The organism is Streptomyces sp. NBC_00377, assembly GCF_036075115.1.
Classification (GTDB): Bacteria; Actinomycetota; Actinomycetes; order Streptomycetales; family Streptomycetaceae; genus Streptomyces.
Window position 1 is genome coordinate 1475889 of sequence record NZ_CP107958.1, and the last position, 18012, is coordinate 1493900.

The window sequence follows — 18012 nt, forward strand, 5'->3', positions numbered from 1 at the left end:
ATGCGGTGACTTACGCGGTCCAGTCGAGGATGACCTTGCCGCCGCGGCCGCTCGCCGCGTCGGCGAAGGCCGCCTCGAAGTCGCGGTGACCGTACCGGCCGGTGATCACGGGTGCGAGGTCGAGGCCGCCCTCGAGCAGCACCGACATGGCGTACCAGGTCTCGAACATCTCGCGGCCGTAGATGCCCTTGATCGTGATCATCGAGGTGACGATCCGGGACCAGTCGACGGGGAACTCCTCGGCGGGCAGCCCCAGCATCGCGATCCGGCCGCCGTGCGTCATGTTGGCGATCATGTCGCGCATCGCCTCGGGCCGGCCGGACATCTCCAGACCGATGTCGAAGCCCTCGCGCAGTCCCAGCTCCCGCTGTCCGTCGGCGATGGACGCCTGCGACACGTTCAGCGCGAGGCTCGCACCGATCTTGCGGGCCAGTTCCAGCCGCTCCTCGCTGACGTCGGTGACGACGACGTTGCGGGCTCCGGCGTGCCGGGCGACGGCGGCGGCCATCAGCCCGATCGGTCCGGCGCCGGTGATCAGGACGTCCTCGCCGACGAGCGGGAAGGACAGCGCGGTGTGGACGGCGTTGCCGAACGGGTCGAAGATCGCCGCCACGTCGAGGTCCACCGGCACCCGGTGCACCCACACGTTGGACGCGGGCAGGGCGACGTACTCCGCGAAGGCCCCGTCGCGGCCGACACCGAGCCCGACGGTCGCCCGGCACAGATGACGGCGCCCGGCGAGACAGTTGCGGCACCTGCCGCAGACGAGATGCCCCTCGCCGCTGACCCGGTCCCCGATCCGGATGTCGACGACGTCACGGCCGGTCCCGACGACCTCGCCGACGAACTCGTGCCCGAGCACCAGCGGGGTGCTGATCGTCTGCTGCGCCCAGCCGTCCCAGGCCCGGATGTGCAGATCGGTACCGCAGATCCCGGTGCGCAGCACCTTGATCAGCACGTCGCCGGGCCCGACGGCCGGCTCGGGGACGTCCGCGAGCCACAGCCCGGGCTCCGCCTTCTCCTTGACCAGCGCCTTCACGCTACGGCTCCTGTGGTGAGGGCCCGACCGCGAGCAGCCCGAAGGGCCCCGCGTCCGGGGAGACATGTGGATTCGCCCAGCAATCTGCCGCACTTCACCGGCCGGGTCCATCGAGCTTTTCTTAAGCGCCGCCACAGCTCCGCTTCACACGGGTGGCCCCGCTCGTCCGCACCGGCTTCCCGCACACCACGGTGGGGCGTGTCACCCTGGACCGCAACCCTCGTAAGGCCGGCCGACTGACGTGGAGCCCCTGATGACCACAGCTCGGGACCTGATGCTCGTCGCGATGGACGTGACGCCCGTGCGCCCCCTCGGGCAGGGCGATCTGTCGCTCGCCCTCGCGGGCGCCGAGGTGATCGACCTGGTCGGGTCCGGGGCGGTCGCCCTCGACGGCGATCTCCTCGTGCCCGGTCCGCCGTCGGCGCCGGAGGATCGTCTGCTGGCCGAGGCCGCCTCGTCGCTCGTCCTGACGGCGCCGTACGAGTCGGTCGAGGACTGGCTGTGGCGCCGCGGTCAGGGCCTGGCGGCGGCCTACTCCGCCCGGCTGGAGGCGGACGGGCTGGTCGGCCGCCCGCGCCACCGCCGGCTCCCCTTCCGGTCCGCGGGGATGGAGCCGCTCGACTCACCGGCCCGTCGCGGGGCCACCGAGCGCTGGGAGGCGGACGAGCCGGTCCTCGCCGTGCTGGCCGCCGCCGTCGGTCTGCGCGAGGAGCCGGCCGACGGCTTCCCCGATCTCCCCGGCGACGCGGCCGGGACGGTGCTCGCGGCGGTCGGCGACGCGGTGGCGGAACTCGAGGCCGTACGGCAGCGGCGGTCCATCGAGGACGCGGCCTTCGACAACATCTGGCGGGCTCCCTGACAGGCTGCGCCGGCCCTCATGGCGCGGGGAACCCGTCGGCCTCGCGCCGCTGGAGCCGGCCGGCGAGTTCGGCGGCCGTCGACTTGATGGTCTCCAGGCCGGCCCTGCCCCAGGACCGGGGCATGAGATCGGCGACGCACACCGTGCCCAGCACCATGCCGCCCGTGTCGATCAGCGGGGCGCCCAGGTAGGAGCGGATGCCGTACTCGTCGACGACCGGGTTGCCCGCGAAACGCGGGTAGTCGCTCACGTCCTCCAGCACCAGCGCCTTGCGCCGTACGACGACGTGCGGACAGTAGCCGTAGTCGCGGGGCAGCCGGCGCCCCACCTCGGGCTTGCCGCCGCGGGCGGCCCGGCCGCCCGCCGGTGTGTGCAGCCCGGCGAAGAACTGCCGTTCCTCGTCGAGGAAGTTGACCATGGCGTACGGCGTTCCGGCCACCTCGGCGAGGCGGTCCGCGAAGGCGTCCAGCGCCGGCTCCGGCTGCTCCCCGAGGCCGAGCCGGCGCAGCCGCCGGGCGCGGGCGGGAGCTTCCCGGTCCTCCGGGGTCAGCAGCAGACGTCCGGCCGGGCGCGGCGGCTCGTAGCTCATGGCCGGGCTCCGTCGCTGTGGACGTACGGCATATGCGGCTCCGGGGCGTTGGGTGTGGGGATCACATGTGGGCGCCGCGGCTCGGCTGGGGTGCGGCCGGCGCGTGGGCGATGAGGTGCTTCACGAGGGTCAGCAGGGTCTGGACCCCGGAGGCGGAGATCCGGGCGTCGCAGCGCACGACGGGGACGTCCGGGGAGAGGTCGATGGCGGCGCGCACCTCCTCGGGGTTGTAGCGGTGGGACCCGTCGAACTCGTTGATGGCGATGATGAAGGCCAGTCCGCGTTCCTCGAAGAAGTCGACGGCCGCGAAGCACTCCTCCAGACGGCGGGTGTCGGCGAGGATGACCGCGCCGAGGGCGCCCTCGGAGAGTTCGTCCCACATGAACCAGAACCGCTCCTGGCCGGGCGTGCCGAACAGGTAGAGGACGTGGCTCGGGTCGAGGGTGATACGGCCGAAGTCCATGGCGACCGTCGTCTCGACCTTGTTCTCGATGCCGTCGAGGTTGTCGGTCGCCGCGCTGACCGTGGTGAGCAGCTCCTCCGTGCTGAGCGGCGCGATCTCGCTCACGGCGCCGACGAAGGTCGTCTTGCCGACCCCGAAACCGCCGGCGACCAGGATCTTCAGAGCTGTGGGAAAGGGATCCGAGCCGCCGCCGTCGTAGGCGCCGTGCTCGCCGTGCTCGTCGTACCTGCCGTACTCAGAGCTGTCGTCGTAGTCCATCGAGCACTGCCTCCAGAAGGGCCCGGTCGGTGGGGATGTGGTGGTACTCGGGGGGCTTGGTGGTCAGCGCCCCGCAGTCGAGGAGGTCGGAGAGCAGCACCTTGGTGACCGCTGCCGGCAGCTTCAGATGGGCCGCGATCTCGGCCACCGACACGGGTGCGCGAGTCAGGTGGAGCGCGGTCGCGTGTTCGGGACCGAGGTAGCCGAGGGGGGTCGCCCCGGTGGCCATCACCTGCGACATGAGGTCGAGGGCGACGCTGGGCCTCGTCCGGCCGCCGCTGACCGTGAACGGGCGCACCAGCCGCCCGGCCGCGTCGTCGAGCCAGGGCCCGTCGCCGGCCGCCGCCACGCTCAAGGCCCCATCACCGACGGATCGACGGCGTGCTGCCGGGGCGCGGTCATGAGATACGGCCGGACGCTCTTGACGAGCATCGACATCTCGTAACCCAGCACGGCGGCGTCGGCCTCACGCCCGGCGAGCACCGCGAGACACGCGCCGGAGCCGGCGGTGGTGACGAACAGGAGCGTCGAGTCCAGTTCGACGACGACCTGCCGCACGTCCCCGCCGTCGCCGAACCGGACGCCGGCGCTGCGGCCGAGGGAGTACAGGCCGGAGGCCAGGGCGGCCATGTGGTCGGCGCTGTCGGGGTCGAGGCCGTGGACGGACTTCACGAGGCCGTCGCAGGAGAGCAGCACCGCACTCATGGTGTGCGGTACGCGCTGCACGAGGCCGCTCATCAGCCAGTCGAGATCGGAAACATGGACGGTCGGCGCATCGCTCGCCATGGTGGATCGACTCCTTGGGGTACGAAGGTCTGCGGGAGCGCCGGAGGTGGGGGCGGCAGTGCTCATCCGGCCGGTGCGCTCCCGTCGTGGCGGGGGGTGGATCGGTCGGGACCGGGCAGGTCCAGCCCGTCACGCGTGCCGTACGCGTCGGGCGGCGCGGCGGCGTGCGCGGGGCGTGCCTGCGGTATGCGGGACGGATGCGACGTTCGTACGTCGGTGGGGAGCGGTGTCGGTGGCACGGGCCCGGCCCCGTCCGGACGCTCGACCGAGGCGCCGCCGACGGCACCGTCGCCGTCCGGTGCCCGGTCCCGGTCCGACTCCGGGCGGGCGACCGGGTCCCCGAGCCGGACGCCGAGGGGGGCGTCCGGCGGGAATGCGGCCGGGTCCATGGCGTCGGACTCCAGGTTCTGCTGGGCCTCGGCCAACCCGATGCCCCGCTGGAAGGCGGCCATCAGGTTGGGGTCGTGGCCCGCCGGCTGCTCGGCGTCCTGGCGGGGAGCCGGGCCGCCGCGCAGCTGCGGCACGAGGTGCTCCTGTGCGCGGCGACGAGGCAGTTGGGGCTTGCCCATGGTGCCGCGCACAGCGCCTTGCGTGCCGACGCGCGGGGCGGGTGCGATGCCCGCGTTCCCTTCGACGACGGGCCGGTCGCCGCGCCGGATCCCGGGCACGGCCTCGGCCGGATTGGGCCGTTCCGTACGGGCCCCGCGGACGGGCAGCGGCACCGGCGCACCGGCCCGCGGCGGGATCGGCCCGCCGGGTCCCGCAGGCTCCACGGGGGCGGCGGAGCCGAGGCGCGAGGGCGCGGGTGCGGGTGCGCCCGGCCTCGGCACCTCGGCAGGTCCCGTCAGCGCCCCGCCGGTGTCGGGCCCGGGGTGCGGGGACGCGCCCACGAAGGAGGCCGCGGAGCTGTGCGGGACGCCCTGCGGATGGGGAAGACCCCGGTGCTCCGGGCCGGGCGTGTCCGGGGCCGGGGTGCGGGCCGGGGTCCGGTCCGCACCGGAGACGTCCCACTCTTCCGGCAAGCCGGTCGACGGACCCCGATGCCTGGTGTCCTCCACCAGCCCCGGCACGAACGACTGCCCTGCCCCGTCGGTGCCGTCGGTGCCGTCGGTGCCGTCGGTGCCGTCGACCGGAGAGAACGACCGGCCCGCCCCGTCGGTGCCCCCGAGCGGAGTGAACGGCCGCCCGGCCCCGTCGGTGCCGCCCAGCGCGCGGAACGACCGCCCCGCCCCGTCGCTGCCCCCCACCGGGGACGGGATCGGCGGCCCAGCCGGATGCGCCGGGGCCGGCGGGTGCGTGTGACCCGGTTGCCGGCCCGCGCCCGTGGTGTCCTGCGGGTCGGGCGGCTGTGCGGGACCGGGTGACCGGGTGGTCCCGGACCGCGGAGCGGGTGGCAGGGGTGGCCGTCCCTGCCGGGTGGGGGCGGGGGGCGTGGCGGGTACGAGGGGCAGGCCGCCGCCGTCGGTCTCAGGGCCCCGCGGCGCCGCCCCGAGAACGCCCGGCGCGCAGCCCAGCAGCGCCTGCGGCACGACCAGGACGGCCTGGACACCGCCGTAGATGTTGCCCTGGAGCCGGACCCGGATGCCGTGCCGGCGGGCGAGCTGGGAGACGACGAACAGTCCGATGCGGCCGTCGGCGAGGAGCCGGCCGACGTTGACCTGGTCGGGGTCGGCGAGCAGGGCGTTCATCCTGCTCTGCTCCTCGACGGGCATACCGAGACCACGGTCCTCCACCTCGACGGCCAGCCCGGAGGTGACGAGGTTGGCGCGCAGCAGCACCTGGGTGTGCGGGGCGGAGAACACGGTGGCGTTCTCGACGAGTTCGGCGAGCAGATGGATGACGTCGGCGACGGCGTGCCCGCGCAGTTCGCCGTCGATCGGCGGGACGAGTTTGACCCGCGAGTACTGCTCCACCTCGGCGATGGCGGAGCGGAGCACCTCCGTCATGGAGACCGGGTTGCTCCACTGCCGCCGCGAGACGGCCCCGCCGAGTACGGCGAGGTTCTCGGCGTGGCGGCGGATGCGGGTGGCGAGGTGGTCGACGTGGAAGAGGCCCTTGAGCAGGTCGGGGTCCTCGATCGCGTTCTCCAGCTCGTCGAGGATCGAGATCTCGCGGTGCACCAGGGACTGAAGGCGTCGCGCCAGGTTGACGAAGACCTCCAGTTTCTGTTCGCTGCCCGCCTGGCTGGACAGCTGCGCTGCCTGCATCACGGAGGTGACGGCCCCGTCGTGGGCCCGCGCCAGCTCGGCGGCGAGCAGCTCGAAGTCGTCGGCGTCGGCGGGCGGGCCGCCGCGCGGCGTGCGCGGGGGCGGGGCCTCGCCGCGGCGCAGCGCCTCGATGACGGCGCGCAGCTCGGCCTCGCCGCGCGCGCTGCCGCGGCGCAGGGCGGTGACGCGGTCGCCGACGGTGCGGGCGGCGCGGTCCGCGGCCACGGCGGCGATCACGATGCCGACGCCGGTCACCGCGACACCGCCGGCGAGGACCGCCCACAGGGTGGCGCCCGGCCGGACGCCGGTGGAGCGCACGGTGAAGAGGACGACGGCGCAGGCGCTGAGGGCGACCGCGGTCGGCGGGAGCACGGCGAGCCTCAGCAGCTGGGGCCGTATGTGTGTCTCGGCCGGCGCCGGTGCGGGGCGGGTGACCGGCCGCCCGTGCCGCCCGCCCTCACGGCGGTCTGCGCGTGCGGCGGGTGCGCGGAGGTGAGACATCGGTGTCCTCGTACTGGTCCGTCGAGCCTGGTCGTCGGTCGGGAGAGCCGAGGAGTTCGGCCCGCTGCCGTCCGACGGCCACTCACAGTAGTCGGCAACGCATCATGTGCGGTGGGCAGTTGACAAAGTCCCCCGGCGAGCGTCCCGCTCTGGTATGACGCTTCGCACGGCAGAGCGAAATACCCGCACCACTCGACTGACAACGCGGAAAGAAGTCGATCAGACCTGTTCAGAGGTGGTCCGGAAATGACGATGCGGGCCGGGGAGTTCTCCACTCCCCGACCCGCACGGTCGAACACATCCGCCCACGGTCAGCCCGCCGGGACCGCCTCCGGCGCTTCGCCGCCCTCGACGGCACCCTGCGCATTATCACTCTCGGTATCGGCTTTGGCCTTGGTTACCGTCTCGCTCAGCGGACGCCATCCCGCGGCGGGGGCGAGTGCCACCTCGCGCCACCACGGCTCACCCGGGAAGGTCTCGGCGGTCGGCTCGAAGGGCTCGCCCGGGCGGGGCAGGGCGGCGCGCGCTCCGGCCGCCCGCGCGGCGGCCAGCGTGCCCTCCCCCGGGTCCGTCCACGCGTGCGTGGCGAGGTTGAAGGTGGCCCAGTGGATCGGCAGCATCACTCCGCCGGGACCGCCCTGGAGGTCCAGGTGGGCGCGCATGCCCTCCTCGGGAGTCATGTGGATGTCGGGCCAGAAGTCCGAGTACGCCCCGATCTGGATCATGGTCGCGTCGAACGGGCCGTGCTCGGCTCCGATGTCCTTGAAGCCGTCGAAGTAGCCGGTGTCGCCGCTGTGGTAGATCCGGTGCTCCTCGCCCGCGACCACCCAGGAGGCCCAGAGGGTGTGCTGGGTGTTGCGCAGGCCGCGGCCGCAGAAGTGGCGGGCCGGGGTGGCCGTCAGGGTGAGTCCGCCGACCTTCGTCTCCTCGTGCCAGTCCAGCTCGCGCAGCCGGTCGGCGGAGACGCCCCAGTGCTCGAGGTGGGAACCGACGCCGAGCGGTACGGCGAACAGGGTGTCCGTGTCCGCCAGCGCCTTGATCGTGGGCAGGTCGAGGTGGTCGTAGTGGTCGTGGGAGATGACGACCACGTCGACCGGGCCCAGGGCGGCCAGCGGCAGCGGCACCGGGTGCAGCCGCTTGGGTCCGGCGAAGGCGAACGGGGAGCAGCGCTCGCCCCAGACGGGGTCGAACAGGACACGCCGCCCGTCGATCTCGGCGAGCACGCTGGAGTGCCCCATCCAGGTCAGCCGCAGCCCCGTAGCCGGCGGCTTGGCGAGGTCGGCGAGCGTGGTCGGGTGCACCGGTACGGTGCCCACGGGGGCGCGGCGGGGCCGCTGGTCCCTGTCGAAGAAGACCTTGGCGAACTCGAGCATCGAACCCGAGGGGCGGGTACTCGCCACGCCACCGGGATTCTGGAAGACCCCGTCCTTGAAGTGCGGCGATCTGCGGATACGCGCCAGGCGCTCACCGCTCGGATCCGCGCCGAAGGCCGCGGGCTGTAGAGCGCGGAGCCCGGAGCTCAGGGAACGGAAACCGGACACGGTACCTCCAGGGGGAGTCGCTGAGGCATTCCATTATGGTCGCCCGCTCCGACAACGCCGGGGTCGCCCCGGTCATTCCGCCGCGCGCTCCACTCGCTCCCCGGGCGCCCCGGTCGTTCCGCCGCGCGCCTGCTTTGACACGACGCCCGCGCCCTTCCGATACTGACCCACTGTTCAGTACCAGCCTTGTCGCCTCTCGTGTCCGCCGTTCAGGAGCCCGTATGACCGCCCCCTTTCTGTCGCTCACCTGGACCGACGACGTCACGGGGCGGCAGGGCCATCTGGTCGTCGACCGGCTCGTGCGCGGTGTGTGCAGCGGCGGTCTGCGGATGCGGGCGGGCTGCACGCTCGAGGAGGTGACCGGACTCGCCCGTGGAATGAGCCTGAAGGAGGCGCTGCACTACGACCCCGAGGCGCGCTACGTCCCCCTGGGCGGGGCCAAGGGCGGCATCGACTGCGACCCCCGCGACCCGGAGGCGTACGGCGTGCTGGTGCGGTACCTGCGGGCGGTGCGGCCGTACGTGGAGAGCTGCTGGACCACCGGCGAGGATCTGGGGCTGACCCAGGAGCTGGTGGACCGGGCCGCCGCCGAAGCCGGGCTCGTGTCGTCCGTGCAGGCGGTCTACCCGCTCCTGGAGGACGAGTCCGCCGCCCGCGAGCGGCTCGCGGCCGCCTTCGCCGTCGAGGTGGACGGCATCGGCCTGGACGAGCTGGTCGGCGGCTGCGGGGTCGCGGAGTCCGTCCTGACCGCCCTGGACCGGGCCGACGTGCCGCACGCCGGGACACGGGTCGCGCTCCAGGGCCTCGGCACCATGGGCGGGGCCACCGCGCGTTTCCTCACGCGCGCGGGGCTGACCGTCGTGGCCGTCGCCGACGTCAAGGGCACGATCGCCTGCCCGGCCGGTCTCGACGTGGAGGCGCTGCTGGCCGCGCGGGACGCCCACGGCACGGTGGACCGGAACGTGCTGAGGCCCGGGGATCTCGAACTTCCGGGTGACGCCTGGCTGTCGGTGGAGGCGGAGGTGCTGGTGCCGGCCGCCGTCTCGTACGCCATCGGGATCGAGGAGCAGGAGAGGATCGGCGCCCGGTGGATCGCCGAGGCGGCCAACATGCCGGTACTGCCGGAGGCGGAGGAGCTGCTGCACGCGCGCGGGGTGAGCGTGCTGCCGGACGTCGTCGTCAACTCCGGGACCAACGCCTGGTGGTGGTGGACCCTGTTCGGGGACATCGGCGCGGACGCGGAGGAGGCCTTCGCACACACGCGCCGCTCGATGCGCGCCCTGGTGGAACTGGTGCTGGCCCGCGCCGAGACGGACGGCACGACACCGCGGGCCGCCGCGCACACGATCGCCGCGGGGCGGCTGCCGGTGATCGCGGAACGCTTCGGCCGGCACCGGCCCGCCCGGTGAGCGTCCGCCCCTGCGGGCCGGTCCGGCGGCGCTCGTGCCCACCGATTAGGGTGACGGAGTGGCGAGGGTCCGGTTGAGTGTGGCCGAGCGGCGCGAGGAGCTGCTGCGGGCGGCCATCGAGCAGATCGAGGCGCGGGGCGTGGCGGCGGTCAGGATCGCCGACGTCGCCGCGGCCCTCGGTGTGAGCAACGCGCTGGTGCTCTACCACTTCTCGACGAAGGAGAAGCTCGTCGCCGAGGCGTTCGCCTACGCGGCCGAGGGCGACCTGGCGCGGCTGCGCAAGCTGACCGGCCGTCGCACCACGGCACTGCGCCGGCTGCGCTCCGCGGTGCGCTGGTACGCCCCCACGGGCCAGGCCAAGGGCTGGCGGCTGTGGATCGAGGGCTGGGCGGTGTCGCTGCGTGAGCCCGCGCTGCGGGAGGTCGCGCGGGATCTCGACAAGGAGTGGAAGGCGGCGCTCACCGAGGTGCTGGCGGAGGGCGTGGCGGCGGGCGAGTTCTCCTGCCCCGACCCGGCCGGCACGGCTCTGCGTCTGACGGCCCTGCTCGACGGACTCGCGGTACAGCTGACGTCCTACGCGGGTGCGGTGTCCCGGGCCCGCGCCCAGGAGTGGGTCGACCAGGCGCTGGCCCGCGAACTCGGCCTGGAAGCGGAGATGTTGGGCGCCCAGAAGCGCTGAGGCGCCGCCTGTCCGCGAGCCCGGGCGGAGCGGGCCGTCGTCCGGCCGGCCCTTGTGCCGGTACGGCGCTCGGCCCGGCCCCCCGACCGCACCTGTCCTGAGGCTGCCGGATGCGCGGCTGCGGGGTTGGTGCCGGCGGGCGGGGCCGGGTGCGGGTGCGGTCGTCCCGGCACCCGCACCCGGCCCCGCCCGGGCATCACTCCCGTGCGATCACCTCGCCGGCGGAGCGGCCTGTCGTACGTCGTTCACGGCCCGCCGCCGGTGCGAGCGGCCGACGGCTCAGGCCACGGCCGCGATCCGCATCCTGATGTCGTCCGGCGACAGCGTGCCCTTGGCGGTCACGTGGTCGCCCGAGGACTCTCCGCGCAGCCGGCGTCCGATCCACGGCACCAGGTACTCGCGCGCCCAGTGGACGTCGTCGCGCCGCACCTCGAGCGTGCCGCGCGGCGGGAGCGGCGGCCAGGGCTGCTCCGGGTCGGCCGGCACCTCGAGGCCGAGGACCTGTCCGGCACGCAGCGCCACGCGCGTGTGCCCCTCCGGGGAGAGGTGCAGCCGGTCGCCGTCCCAGGCCCTGCGGTCCTGGACGGACTTCAGGGACCACAGGTCGAGCACCGGGCAGCCGTACCGGTCGGCGACGGCGCGGACATGTCCGTTGTACGTGGCGATCTTGCCCCGCAGATGCTTGAGCACGGGGATGCCACGGGTGTCGAAGCCGGTCGTCACCATGACGGTGCCGGCCACGGCGGTCAGGGCCGAGATCGCGCGCTCGAAACGCTCGGCGACCTCGTCCGGGTCGGTTCCGGGACGGAGGATGTCGTTGCCGCCCGCACAGAAGGAGACCAGGTCCGGGGCGAGTTCAACCGCCCGGGTGAGCTGGTCCTCCATGATCTGGTCGAGCAGCTTTCCGCGGACCGCGAGGTTGGTGTAGTTGAAGTCGCCCTCGGGCCGCCGGTCCGCGAGGAGTACCGCGAACCGGTCCGCCCAGCCGACCAACGCCCCATCGGGGCCGGGGTCGCCGACGCCCTCGGTGAAGCTGTCCCCCACCGCCACGTACGACCCGATCACTGATCTGATGTCACTCTTCGAATCGTCTGCCACAGCGGTTCATCATTCACCTTCGAATGTGACCTACGCGATCGTAGGAAGGAGTTGACGGGCGGTGAGATAAGACACCCTTAAAGGATTTGCCAATCAGGGAATAAGGGACCATGCGCGGAAGTCGTTGATCCGGAAATGGCTCCAGGTGGTGCGGAAGGCGAAGTGCCCGCCCGTGTACGGCTCCGGGTCGGTGTAGTCGAAGACGAGCCGGCCGTTGTTCCACCAGCGGACGACCGGGCCGTCGGAGACGATCCGGACGTGGTTCGGCTCGTTCGCGACGAGCAGCGGCTCGGTGTAGTCGTAGATCAGCGGTCGGATCCCCGCCTCGCCGACGTAGCGGCGCAGCCGGGTCGTGGTGTTGGTGTTGGCGCCGTAGCCGGCGTAGTACGTCCTGAGGTGGTCGTACTCGGCGAGGGCTCCGCCGCGCGGGGTGGCGAAGAGATCCTCCGGGGAGCGGACGTCGACGGCGTTCCAGAAGTTGTTGAGGTCGGAGACGCGGTCGTTGGCCCCGCCGGCGGAGACCGGCGTGGCGACGTACTCGATGACGTACGGTCCGCGCAGCGGCTGCTTGAACCAGATGGTCGCCCCTGCGGGCACGTCGACCTCCAGGGCGCCCCGGGAGGCGGTGACCGTCCCGCCCCTCTCCAGTTCGACGGCCCACTGGCGCAGGCCGTGCCGGAAGTCGTCGTGGGCGATCGGGCGACGGTGGCGGGACGGACGGGGCCAGGCGCTCGCGGCGGCGGCGCTCGCGGCGCCCGCGGGCGCGACGGCGGCCAGGGTGGATCCGGCTGCGAGGGTCACGAATGCCCTCCGGGTGGTCGTCATGCCGGTCGGCTCCTTTGATGGAAAGCGCTTGCTCCTCGACGGAGACCACTGTGTCCCCACCCCGCCCGCCTGTCGATGGGGCGAAAAGGACCGCCACGAGAACGCAACAGAACGATCAGCGTCGCGCAGACCCGTCATCGACCGCCGCGTCGGGCGGTGCCTCATCCCGACCCGCCGGACCCAGACCCGGATCCGAGCCGCCGGACCCAGACCCGGATCTGGATCTGGTCCCGGACACGCCGAAGGCCGGACCCGGGAACGGCGTGTTCCACGGGTCCGGCCTTCGGCCGCGCGTCAGGCGGTGGGTCGTCGCGGGGGTCAGCCGACGGAGACCCCGTGCGAACGGAGGTAGGCGAGCGGGTCCACGTCGGAGCCGTAGTCCGGCCCGGTCCGGATCTCGAAGTGCAGGTGCGGGCCGGTCACGTTGCCGGTCGCACCGGAGAGGCCGACCTGCTGGCCCGGGGTCACGGTCTGGCCGGCGGAGACGGAGAGCTGCGACAGGTGGGCGTACTGGGCGTAGTAGCCGTCGGCGAGCCTGATGACGACCTGGTTGCCGTACGCGCCGCCCCAGCCCGCGGAGACGACGGTGCCCGCGCCCACGGCCTTGAGGGAGGTACCGGTCGGCACGACGAAGTCGGTGCCGGTGTGGTAGCCGCTGGACCACATGCTGCCGGCGGTGTGGTACGCGGTGCCGACGGTGGCGCCCGCCACCGGCAGGACGTAACCGCTGGAATCGGCGCTGTTGCCGCCGCTGCTGCTCTCGACGGCCCGGGTGACCGCCTTCGAGGAGGACGAGCCGGACGACGAGGAGGGCGACGCCTTGCTGCCGGACGTCTTCGACGAGGAGGACGACTTCGAGGACGAGCCGGACGACGAGCCGGAGCCGCCGGTCGTGGCGGCCTTCCTGCCGATCGAGAGCTTCAGTCCGGGGTGGATCAGCGACGGGTCGCTGCCGACGGCCTGCCGGTTGTCCTGGTACAGCTTCTGCCAGCCGCCGCTGACGTTCTGCTCGTCGGCGATCTTCGAGAGATAGTCGCCGGACCGCACGGTGTAGGTCTTGGCGCTGGTGGCGTTGGCCGCCTTCTGCGCCACCGGCACGGACTGCACGGCCTTCTCCGGAACGGCCTGGGAAGCCGACTGCGCGACGGACTGCGTGGGCGCCGCATGGGCACCACTGGCGCCCATGAGCGGAAGGGCGAGCGCGGCGCCGCCAGTTCCGGCGACGGCTATGGAGCGGGTGAGGCGCTGAGCCTTGGGACGGCGGTGCTTACCCTTCGCGGGCATGGCGAATTCCTCTCCGGCGCCTGCGAGGTGAGCTGTCGGGTGCGGACTGGAGATGCCCGGCCGCGCCGAGGCGCGGCTTTACCCCAAAGCCTGTTCCGGAGACCGGAACAGGCAGTACTGCCTGTGGGTCCCCCGCTCCTGCCATGCACGGGTGAGTGTGCGGGATCCGGGCGGTGGCAGGATTCGGCGTCCGTCCGGATTGGTGTGGAACGTAAGCGACTCGGACGCACAGGGACAAGCAGAGGTTGCACGGTTCACGCGTTTCGCTTGATCCTCGGTGGGAATCCCCGGTCACACTCCGTTGAAGAAGACACTCGCGTACCACCAACCACCCATGAATGCCCGCGCATTACGTGAACATGACCGACGACGCACGGTCACGAATATGACGCTGCTCACGTGACGGTTCTCCAGGTTCCGTCATTTCAGAGCGAGTTGTAACGAAGGAACTAATTCGGGCAGATGCCTCAGATGCGACGCAGACGGATAACCGTCGCATCGAGGTCGCTCCGCAGTCCCACCCGCAGCCCGTGATGCAGCAGGACCGCACCCCGGTGGACTTCACCCGTTTCACGGCATTCATACGACGCTGCCGGGTCGAGTCCGCGCAGCCTCAGCGCCGGCACCGGTTCGCCGAACCGCTGCGCCTGGAGCCAGGCGAGGACGACGCACTCGTCGCCGCGCACGTACTGGACGGCGCTCAGGCCGCCCGCCGGGGGCCGCAGCCGGTAGAGGTCGCCATGCTGCACGAGGGGCCGGATCTCCTTGTAGAGCTCCACCCACCCGCGCGCCTCGGCGAGCTCCTCCTCACTCCACTCGGAGAGATCTCCGCCGACGCCGAGCACCCCGGCCATGGCACTGACGAACCGGAAGCGCAGCGAGCTGACCCTGCCGTTGAGCTGCGTGTTGGGGCTGTCGGTGACCCAGGCCGCCATGACCCGGGCGGGGTGGATCTGGCTGAAGCCGTGCTGGATGTCGAGCCGGTCGAGCGGATCGGTGTTGTCGGAGGTCCACACCTGGTCGGTGCGGCTCATGATCCCCAGGTCGATGCGGCCGCCGCCGCCCGAGCAGGACTCGAAGGCCACCCCGGGATGCGCGGCCCGCAGCCGGTCCAGAAGGCCGTACAGGGCACGCACGTGGTCGACCCACAGACGCTGCGGGTAGGGGTCGTCCGGCCAGCCCGCGTCGGTGAAGCAGCGGTTGAAGTCCCACTTCACATAGTCGACGGGCGCGCTGGAGAGGAGCCCGTGAAGCTGCTCCCAGAGATACTCCTGGACGTCCTCACGCGCAAGATTCAGTACGAGCTGATTGCGGAACTCCGTACGCTTTCGTCCGGATTGGAACTGCACCCAGTCGGGGTGGGCCCGGTACAGCTCGCTGTCCGGGTTGACCATCTCCGGCTCGACCCAGATGCCGAACTGCATGCCGAGGGCGTGCACCTGGTCGGCCAGGGGCTTCAGCCCGTTCGGGAAACGGTCCGGGTTGGGCCGCCAGTCGCCGAGCCCGGCATGGTCACCGGTGCGCGCCCCGAACCAGCCGTCGTCGACGACGAAGAGCTCCACGCCCATCGCGGCGGCCCGCCGGGCGAGCATGCCCTGCTGCTCCTCGGAGATGTCGAAGTAGGTCGCCTCCCACGAGTTGAACAGCACCGGCCGGTCCTGTCCGGCGTCCGGGACGATGTGGGCGCGCTGGTAGGCGTGCCAGGTGCGGCTCGCGCCGCCGAAGCCGGCGTCGCTCCACAGGCCGGCGAAGACCGGCGTGGTGAAGGACTCCCCCGCCGCCAGCCGCAGCAGGCCCGAGTCGTCGTACCCCACGCCTCCGGTGATCTGCACGCGCGCGTCCGGGAGTTGGGCGACGGCGATCCGCCAGGAACCCGACCAGCCGAGGGCGCAGCCGTAGACCTCGCCGCGCTCCTCCGTCGCGTCCGTGTCCAGGGCGACCCACGGCAGGTGCTGGTGCCCGGTGTGCCCGCGGCGGCTGCCGATGACCTTCTCACCGTAGGTGAGGGGAGATCGCGTGAGCCGGGACTCCGCGGCCCAGCGGCCGTGCAGCTGGGAGAGCCGCCAGTCGTCACGCTCGGGCAGGGTCCAGGTGGCGGAGTCGGCGCGCAGCAGCTCCAACGCCCCCTCCCCCTCGTTGCGCAGGGTCGTCCAGCGCTCGACGACGTCGCCCCGCATCCGGTAGTGCAGCGTGAGGGCGAGACCGGCGTCGCGGAACCGCAGGCGCAGCTCCTCGGCGTCGGCCTCGAAGCCCTCGTAGGACCACTCGGTGCCGCGCCGCTCGTCGGTGCGCACGGACAGGGCCGGCCGGACGAAGCGGGGGCCGCCCTCGACGGGATACTCCTCGCGGCCGTCGAGCGGGGCCTCGAAGGACGCCCCGCGCTGCGACGGCGGGAGGGCGGCCAGCGCCTCGGCGTCCGCGAGCGCGATGCCCGGGCCCCAGTGCAGGTGGACCAGCTCGTCGGCCTCGGTGAGGTGGAGGGCGTAGCTGCTCGTCGGCCCCGAAAGGAGCCAGGTGCGGCCATTGTCGGCGATCTCGGGCATCAAACCCCCACTAATTCGAACAGGTGCGATCAAGCACCAACATCATCGAATGCGGTCGGCCCCCTGGGCAACTTTCCCCGGTCGACTCTTCACCTGGTCAGACGTGCGGGGCACCGGCCCGTGGGCAACTCGTTGCCCCGGGAATCCATGTCGTATGGTCGAGGAGGTGTCCCGTCGGCCACGGAGCCGCGCCGACGCGGACCCGACAGGGAGGGAGCTTTCGTGACGCAGCAGGTCCCGTCGACCGAGCCCGAGCTGGCCGGGGTGCGCAACTTCCGGGATGTGGGCGGCCTGCCGACCGTCGACGGCCTGCGGGTGCGGCACGGCGTGCTGTTCCGCAGCGGCCATCTCGCGCACGCGACCGACGAGGACGCCGCGTTCCTCGCGGGTCTGGGCCTGCACACGATCTTCGACTTCCGCAACGCCGCCGACCACAAGCTGGAGGGCCCGGACGTCGAGCTGCCGGGCGTGCGCAATGTGAACCTGCCCCTGTCGGACCCGGCGGACGGCGCCGAGTTCTGGAAGATGGTGCGGGACGGCGAGCTCGACCAGCTGCGCGCGATCCTCGGCGACGGCAAGGCGGCCGGCCGGATGATCGCCTCCTACCGCTCGATCATCAGGAAGCGCACGGCCGAGCACGCGCGTGTGCTGCGCTCGCTCGCCGAGGACAGCGTCCCGGCGCTGATGCACTGCGCGGCGGGCAAGGACCGCGCGGGCCTGTCCGTCGCGGTGACGCTGCTGGCCGTGGGCGTGGAGCGCGAGGCGATCCTCGCCGACTACCTGGAGTCCAACGCCAAGCACCGCCGCTATGTGGTGCGCCGCAGCGGGACCTCCTCCGCCGCCTACTCCCCCGAGGTCATGGAGCTGCTCGGCCCCCTCTTCGACGCGCGCGCCGAGTACCTCGACGCGGCCTTCGAGACCATCGAGGCGACCTGGGGAGGCGTCGACGCCTATCTGGAGCAGGGCCTCGGGATCACTCCGGCGACCCGCGAGCGGCTGCGGGACCGGCTGCTCGACTGACGCCGTGGTCCGGCGCCCTGGCCCGAAGACACCCGCGCGGCACCCGGACCACACCCCGGGACCCGACGGGTCGGCCGGGCCGTACCGGGTCGATGTCCCCGACCGGGCCCCACCGGCCCGCACCGCGCCCCACCCGGCCCTCGGGCTCTACTGGTTGGCGCCCACCTCGAACAGCAGCCAGAGGAACCCCGCGAAGAGGTGCCCGACGGCGATGTAGATGATCAGCCGGATCCAGAGGGTGCGGGGGAACTTCTCCTCGATGTCGCTCATGGTGTCTCTCCGATGTCCGAAGGGGTCGGGCCCAGGCACAGGGTGGCCGTGGGGCTCTGCAACAGGGTGTGGACGAACAGCAGCTCGACGCCGTCGTCGTCCTGGGCGGCGATGCGGTGGGGGGTCAGCGAGTCGAAGTGCGCGCTGTCACCGGGCCCGAGCAGGTCCGTGGTGTCCCCGAGGCGCAGCCGCAGCCGCCCCTGAAGGACGTGCAGCCACTCCTCCCCGGGGTGTACGCGCACGACGTCCGGCTGGGAGCCGTACGGCACGAGGACCCGCAGGGCCTGCATCCCGCGGCCAAAGGCGCCGGCCTGCCAGTACGTCCAGCCGCCCGCACGGGTCGGTTCCATGTCGGCGGCGCGGACGACGGCGTCCCGGTCGGCGACCGTCTCGCCGAGCAGGTCCGAGACGGTCGTACCGTAGATGCGGGCGAGTGCGAGCAGCATCGGCAGCGAGGGCTGGCGCTGCCCGGTCTCCAGGCGGGAGAGATGGGCGGGCGAGAGCCCGGCGGCGCGGGCCGCGGCCTCCAGGGTGAGGGCGGCCCGGCGGCGCAGGGCACGCAGCTGGGGGGCGACGGCGGGGAGAGCCTCGGCGTGTTCCGCCGGGGGCTCGGACTGGGGCGGGCTCATGCACCCATTTCA

Annotated in this window: 17 protein-coding genes and 1 riboswitch; of the genes, 4 read left to right on the forward strand and 13 right to left on the reverse strand. The window is 72.7% G+C overall.

Annotation, left to right across the window (positions count from 1 at the left end; translation table 11 throughout):
• Window positions 1–10 precede the first annotated feature (10 nt).
• The gene (gene tdh / locus OHS71_RS06515) at window positions 11–1039 is read right to left on the reverse strand and encodes an L-threonine 3-dehydrogenase (protein WP_328477718.1); all 1029 of its coding nucleotides are present in this window, start codon (window positions 1037–1039) and stop codon (window positions 11–13) included.
• Window positions 1040–1292: 253 nt separating this feature from the next.
• On the opposite strand from tdh, the gene OHS71_RS06520 reads away from it, so the two are divergent.
• Complete coding sequence (locus tag OHS71_RS06520; RefSeq protein ID WP_328477720.1) at window positions 1293–1898, forward strand: GOLPH3/VPS74 family protein; 606 nt, start codon at window positions 1293–1295, stop codon at window positions 1896–1898.
• A 16-nt stretch (window positions 1899–1914) separates the two neighbouring features.
• Here OHS71_RS06520 and OHS71_RS06525 read toward each other — a convergent pair whose 3' ends face one another.
• From OHS71_RS06525 to OHS71_RS06550, 6 genes are all read right to left on the reverse strand, one after another.
• Complete coding sequence (locus OHS71_RS06525; RefSeq protein WP_328477722.1) at window positions 1915–2487, reverse strand: GAF domain-containing protein; 573 nt, start codon at window positions 2485–2487, stop codon at window positions 1915–1917.
• A 61-nt stretch (window positions 2488–2548) separates the two neighbouring features.
• Window positions 2549–3208 (reverse strand): GTP-binding protein, encoded by a 660-nt coding sequence (locus OHS71_RS06530; protein WP_328477724.1) that lies wholly within the window; start codon window positions 3206–3208, stop codon window positions 2549–2551.
• Window positions 3186–3557 carry a DUF742 domain-containing protein gene (locus tag OHS71_RS06535; protein ID WP_081553392.1) on the reverse strand — a complete coding sequence of 124 codons (372 nt, stop codon included), beginning with the start codon at window positions 3555–3557 and terminating at the stop codon, window positions 3186–3188. Before OHS71_RS06535 ends, OHS71_RS06530 begins: the two co-directional genes overlap by 23 nt.
• A 2-nt stretch (window positions 3558–3559) precedes the next feature.
• Window positions 3560–3994: a roadblock/LC7 domain-containing protein gene (locus OHS71_RS06540; RefSeq protein WP_328477728.1), complete on the reverse strand. Its 435-nt coding sequence runs from the start codon at window positions 3992–3994 to the stop codon at window positions 3560–3562.
• Window positions 3995–4056: 62 nt separating this feature from the next.
• Window positions 4057–6702: a sensor histidine kinase gene (locus tag OHS71_RS06545; RefSeq protein ID WP_328477730.1), complete on the reverse strand. Its 2646-nt coding sequence runs from the start codon at window positions 6700–6702 to the stop codon at window positions 4057–4059.
• Between the two features lie 311 nt (window positions 6703–7013).
• Entirely contained in the window at window positions 7014–8243 is a 1230-nt protein-coding gene (locus OHS71_RS06550; protein ID WP_328477732.1) for an MBL fold metallo-hydrolase, read from the reverse strand.
• Between the two features lie 221 nt (window positions 8244–8464).
• Here OHS71_RS06550 and OHS71_RS06555 point away from each other — a divergent pair, with 221 nt between their 5' ends.
• Window positions 8465–9652 (forward strand): glutamate dehydrogenase, encoded by a 1188-nt coding sequence (locus OHS71_RS06555; RefSeq protein WP_328477733.1) that lies wholly within the window; start codon window positions 8465–8467, stop codon window positions 9650–9652.
• Window positions 9653–9710: 58 nt separating this feature from the next.
• Window positions 9711–10331 (forward strand): TetR/AcrR family transcriptional regulator, encoded by a 621-nt coding sequence (locus OHS71_RS06560; RefSeq protein WP_328477735.1) that lies wholly within the window; start codon window positions 9711–9713, stop codon window positions 10329–10331.
• Between the two features lie 279 nt (window positions 10332–10610).
• Here the strand turns inward: OHS71_RS06560 and OHS71_RS06565 are convergent, their stop codons facing one another.
• The 4 genes from OHS71_RS06565 to OHS71_RS06580 all read right to left on the reverse strand — a co-directional run bounded on the left by OHS71_RS06565 (window position 10611) and on the right by OHS71_RS06580 (window position 16081).
• Window positions 10611–11396 (reverse strand): SGNH/GDSL hydrolase family protein, encoded by a 786-nt coding sequence (locus OHS71_RS06565; RefSeq protein ID WP_328484417.1) that lies wholly within the window; start codon window positions 11394–11396, stop codon window positions 10611–10613.
• Between the two features lie 126 nt (window positions 11397–11522).
• Window positions 11523–12254: a DUF6250 domain-containing protein gene (locus OHS71_RS06570; RefSeq protein ID WP_328477737.1), complete on the reverse strand. Its 732-nt coding sequence runs from the start codon at window positions 12252–12254 to the stop codon at window positions 11523–11525.
• 318 nt (window positions 12255–12572) lie between these two features.
• Complete coding sequence (locus tag OHS71_RS06575; protein WP_328477739.1) at window positions 12573–13538, reverse strand: M23 family metallopeptidase; 966 nt, start codon at window positions 13536–13538, stop codon at window positions 12573–12575.
• 4 nt (window positions 13539–13542) lie between these two features.
• Window positions 13543–13721: riboswitch (cyclic di-AMP (ydaO/yuaA leader) on the reverse strand.
• A 284-nt stretch (window positions 13722–14005) separates the two neighbouring features.
• Entirely contained in the window at window positions 14006–16081 is a 2076-nt protein-coding gene (locus OHS71_RS06580) for an alpha-galactosidase (protein WP_328477741.1), read from the reverse strand.
• 222 nt (window positions 16082–16303) lie between these two features.
• Between OHS71_RS06580 and OHS71_RS06585 the strand changes: the two genes are divergently transcribed.
• Window positions 16304–17101, forward strand: a complete 798-nt coding sequence (locus OHS71_RS06585; protein ID WP_328477743.1) for a tyrosine-protein phosphatase — start codon at window positions 16304–16306, stop codon at window positions 17099–17101.
• 147 nt (window positions 17102–17248) lie between these two features.
• Here the strand turns inward: OHS71_RS06585 and OHS71_RS06590 are convergent, their stop codons facing one another.
• Both OHS71_RS06590 and OHS71_RS06595 read right to left on the reverse strand, forming a co-directional pair.
• Window positions 17249–17371, reverse strand: coding sequence for a DUF6126 family protein (locus OHS71_RS06590; protein ID WP_328477745.1), 123 nt, complete (start codon window positions 17369–17371; stop codon window positions 17249–17251).
• Window positions 17368–18000: a helix-turn-helix domain-containing protein gene (locus OHS71_RS06595; protein WP_328477747.1), complete on the reverse strand. Its 633-nt coding sequence runs from the start codon at window positions 17998–18000 to the stop codon at window positions 17368–17370. The genes OHS71_RS06590 and OHS71_RS06595 overlap by 4 nt, the downstream gene beginning before the upstream one ends.
• Window positions 18001–18012 lie beyond the last annotated feature (12 nt).

What these genes read in the sequence shown, in the direction of transcription:
- OHS71_RS06520 (WP_328477720.1), top strand. Translation starts at nt 1,293, where the DNA reads ATGACCACAGCTCGGGACCTGATGCTCGTCGCGATGGACGTGACGCCC.
- OHS71_RS06525 (WP_328477722.1), bottom strand. Translation starts at nt 2,487, where the DNA reads ATGAGCTACGAGCCGCCGCGCCCGGCCGGACGTCTGCTGCTGACCCCG.
- OHS71_RS06530 (WP_328477724.1), bottom strand. Translation starts at nt 3,208, where the DNA reads ATGGACTACGACGACAGCTCTGAGTACGGCAGGTACGACGAGCACGGC.
- OHS71_RS06540 (WP_328477728.1), bottom strand. Translation starts at nt 3,994, where the DNA reads ATGGCGAGCGATGCGCCGACCGTCCATGTTTCCGATCTCGACTGGCTG.
- OHS71_RS06545 (WP_328477730.1), bottom strand. Translation starts at nt 6,702, where the DNA reads ATGTCTCACCTCCGCGCACCCGCCGCACGCGCAGACCGCCGTGAGGGC.
- OHS71_RS06555 (WP_328477733.1), top strand. Translation starts at nt 8,465, where the DNA reads ATGACCGCCCCCTTTCTGTCGCTCACCTGGACCGACGACGTCACGGGG.
- OHS71_RS06570 (WP_328477737.1), bottom strand. Translation starts at nt 12,254, where the DNA reads ATGACGACCACCCGGAGGGCATTCGTGACCCTCGCAGCCGGATCCACC.
- OHS71_RS06575 (WP_328477739.1), bottom strand. Translation starts at nt 13,538, where the DNA reads ATGCCCGCGAAGGGTAAGCACCGCCGTCCCAAGGCTCAGCGCCTCACC.
- OHS71_RS06580 (WP_328477741.1), bottom strand. Translation starts at nt 16,081, where the DNA reads ATGCCCGAGATCGCCGACAATGGCCGCACCTGGCTCCTTTCGGGGCCG.
- OHS71_RS06590 (WP_328477745.1), bottom strand. Translation starts at nt 17,371, where the DNA reads ATGAGCGACATCGAGGAGAAGTTCCCCCGCACCCTCTGGATCCGGCTG.
- OHS71_RS06595 (WP_328477747.1), bottom strand. Translation starts at nt 18,000, where the DNA reads ATGAGCCCGCCCCAGTCCGAGCCCCCGGCGGAACACGCCGAGGCTCTC.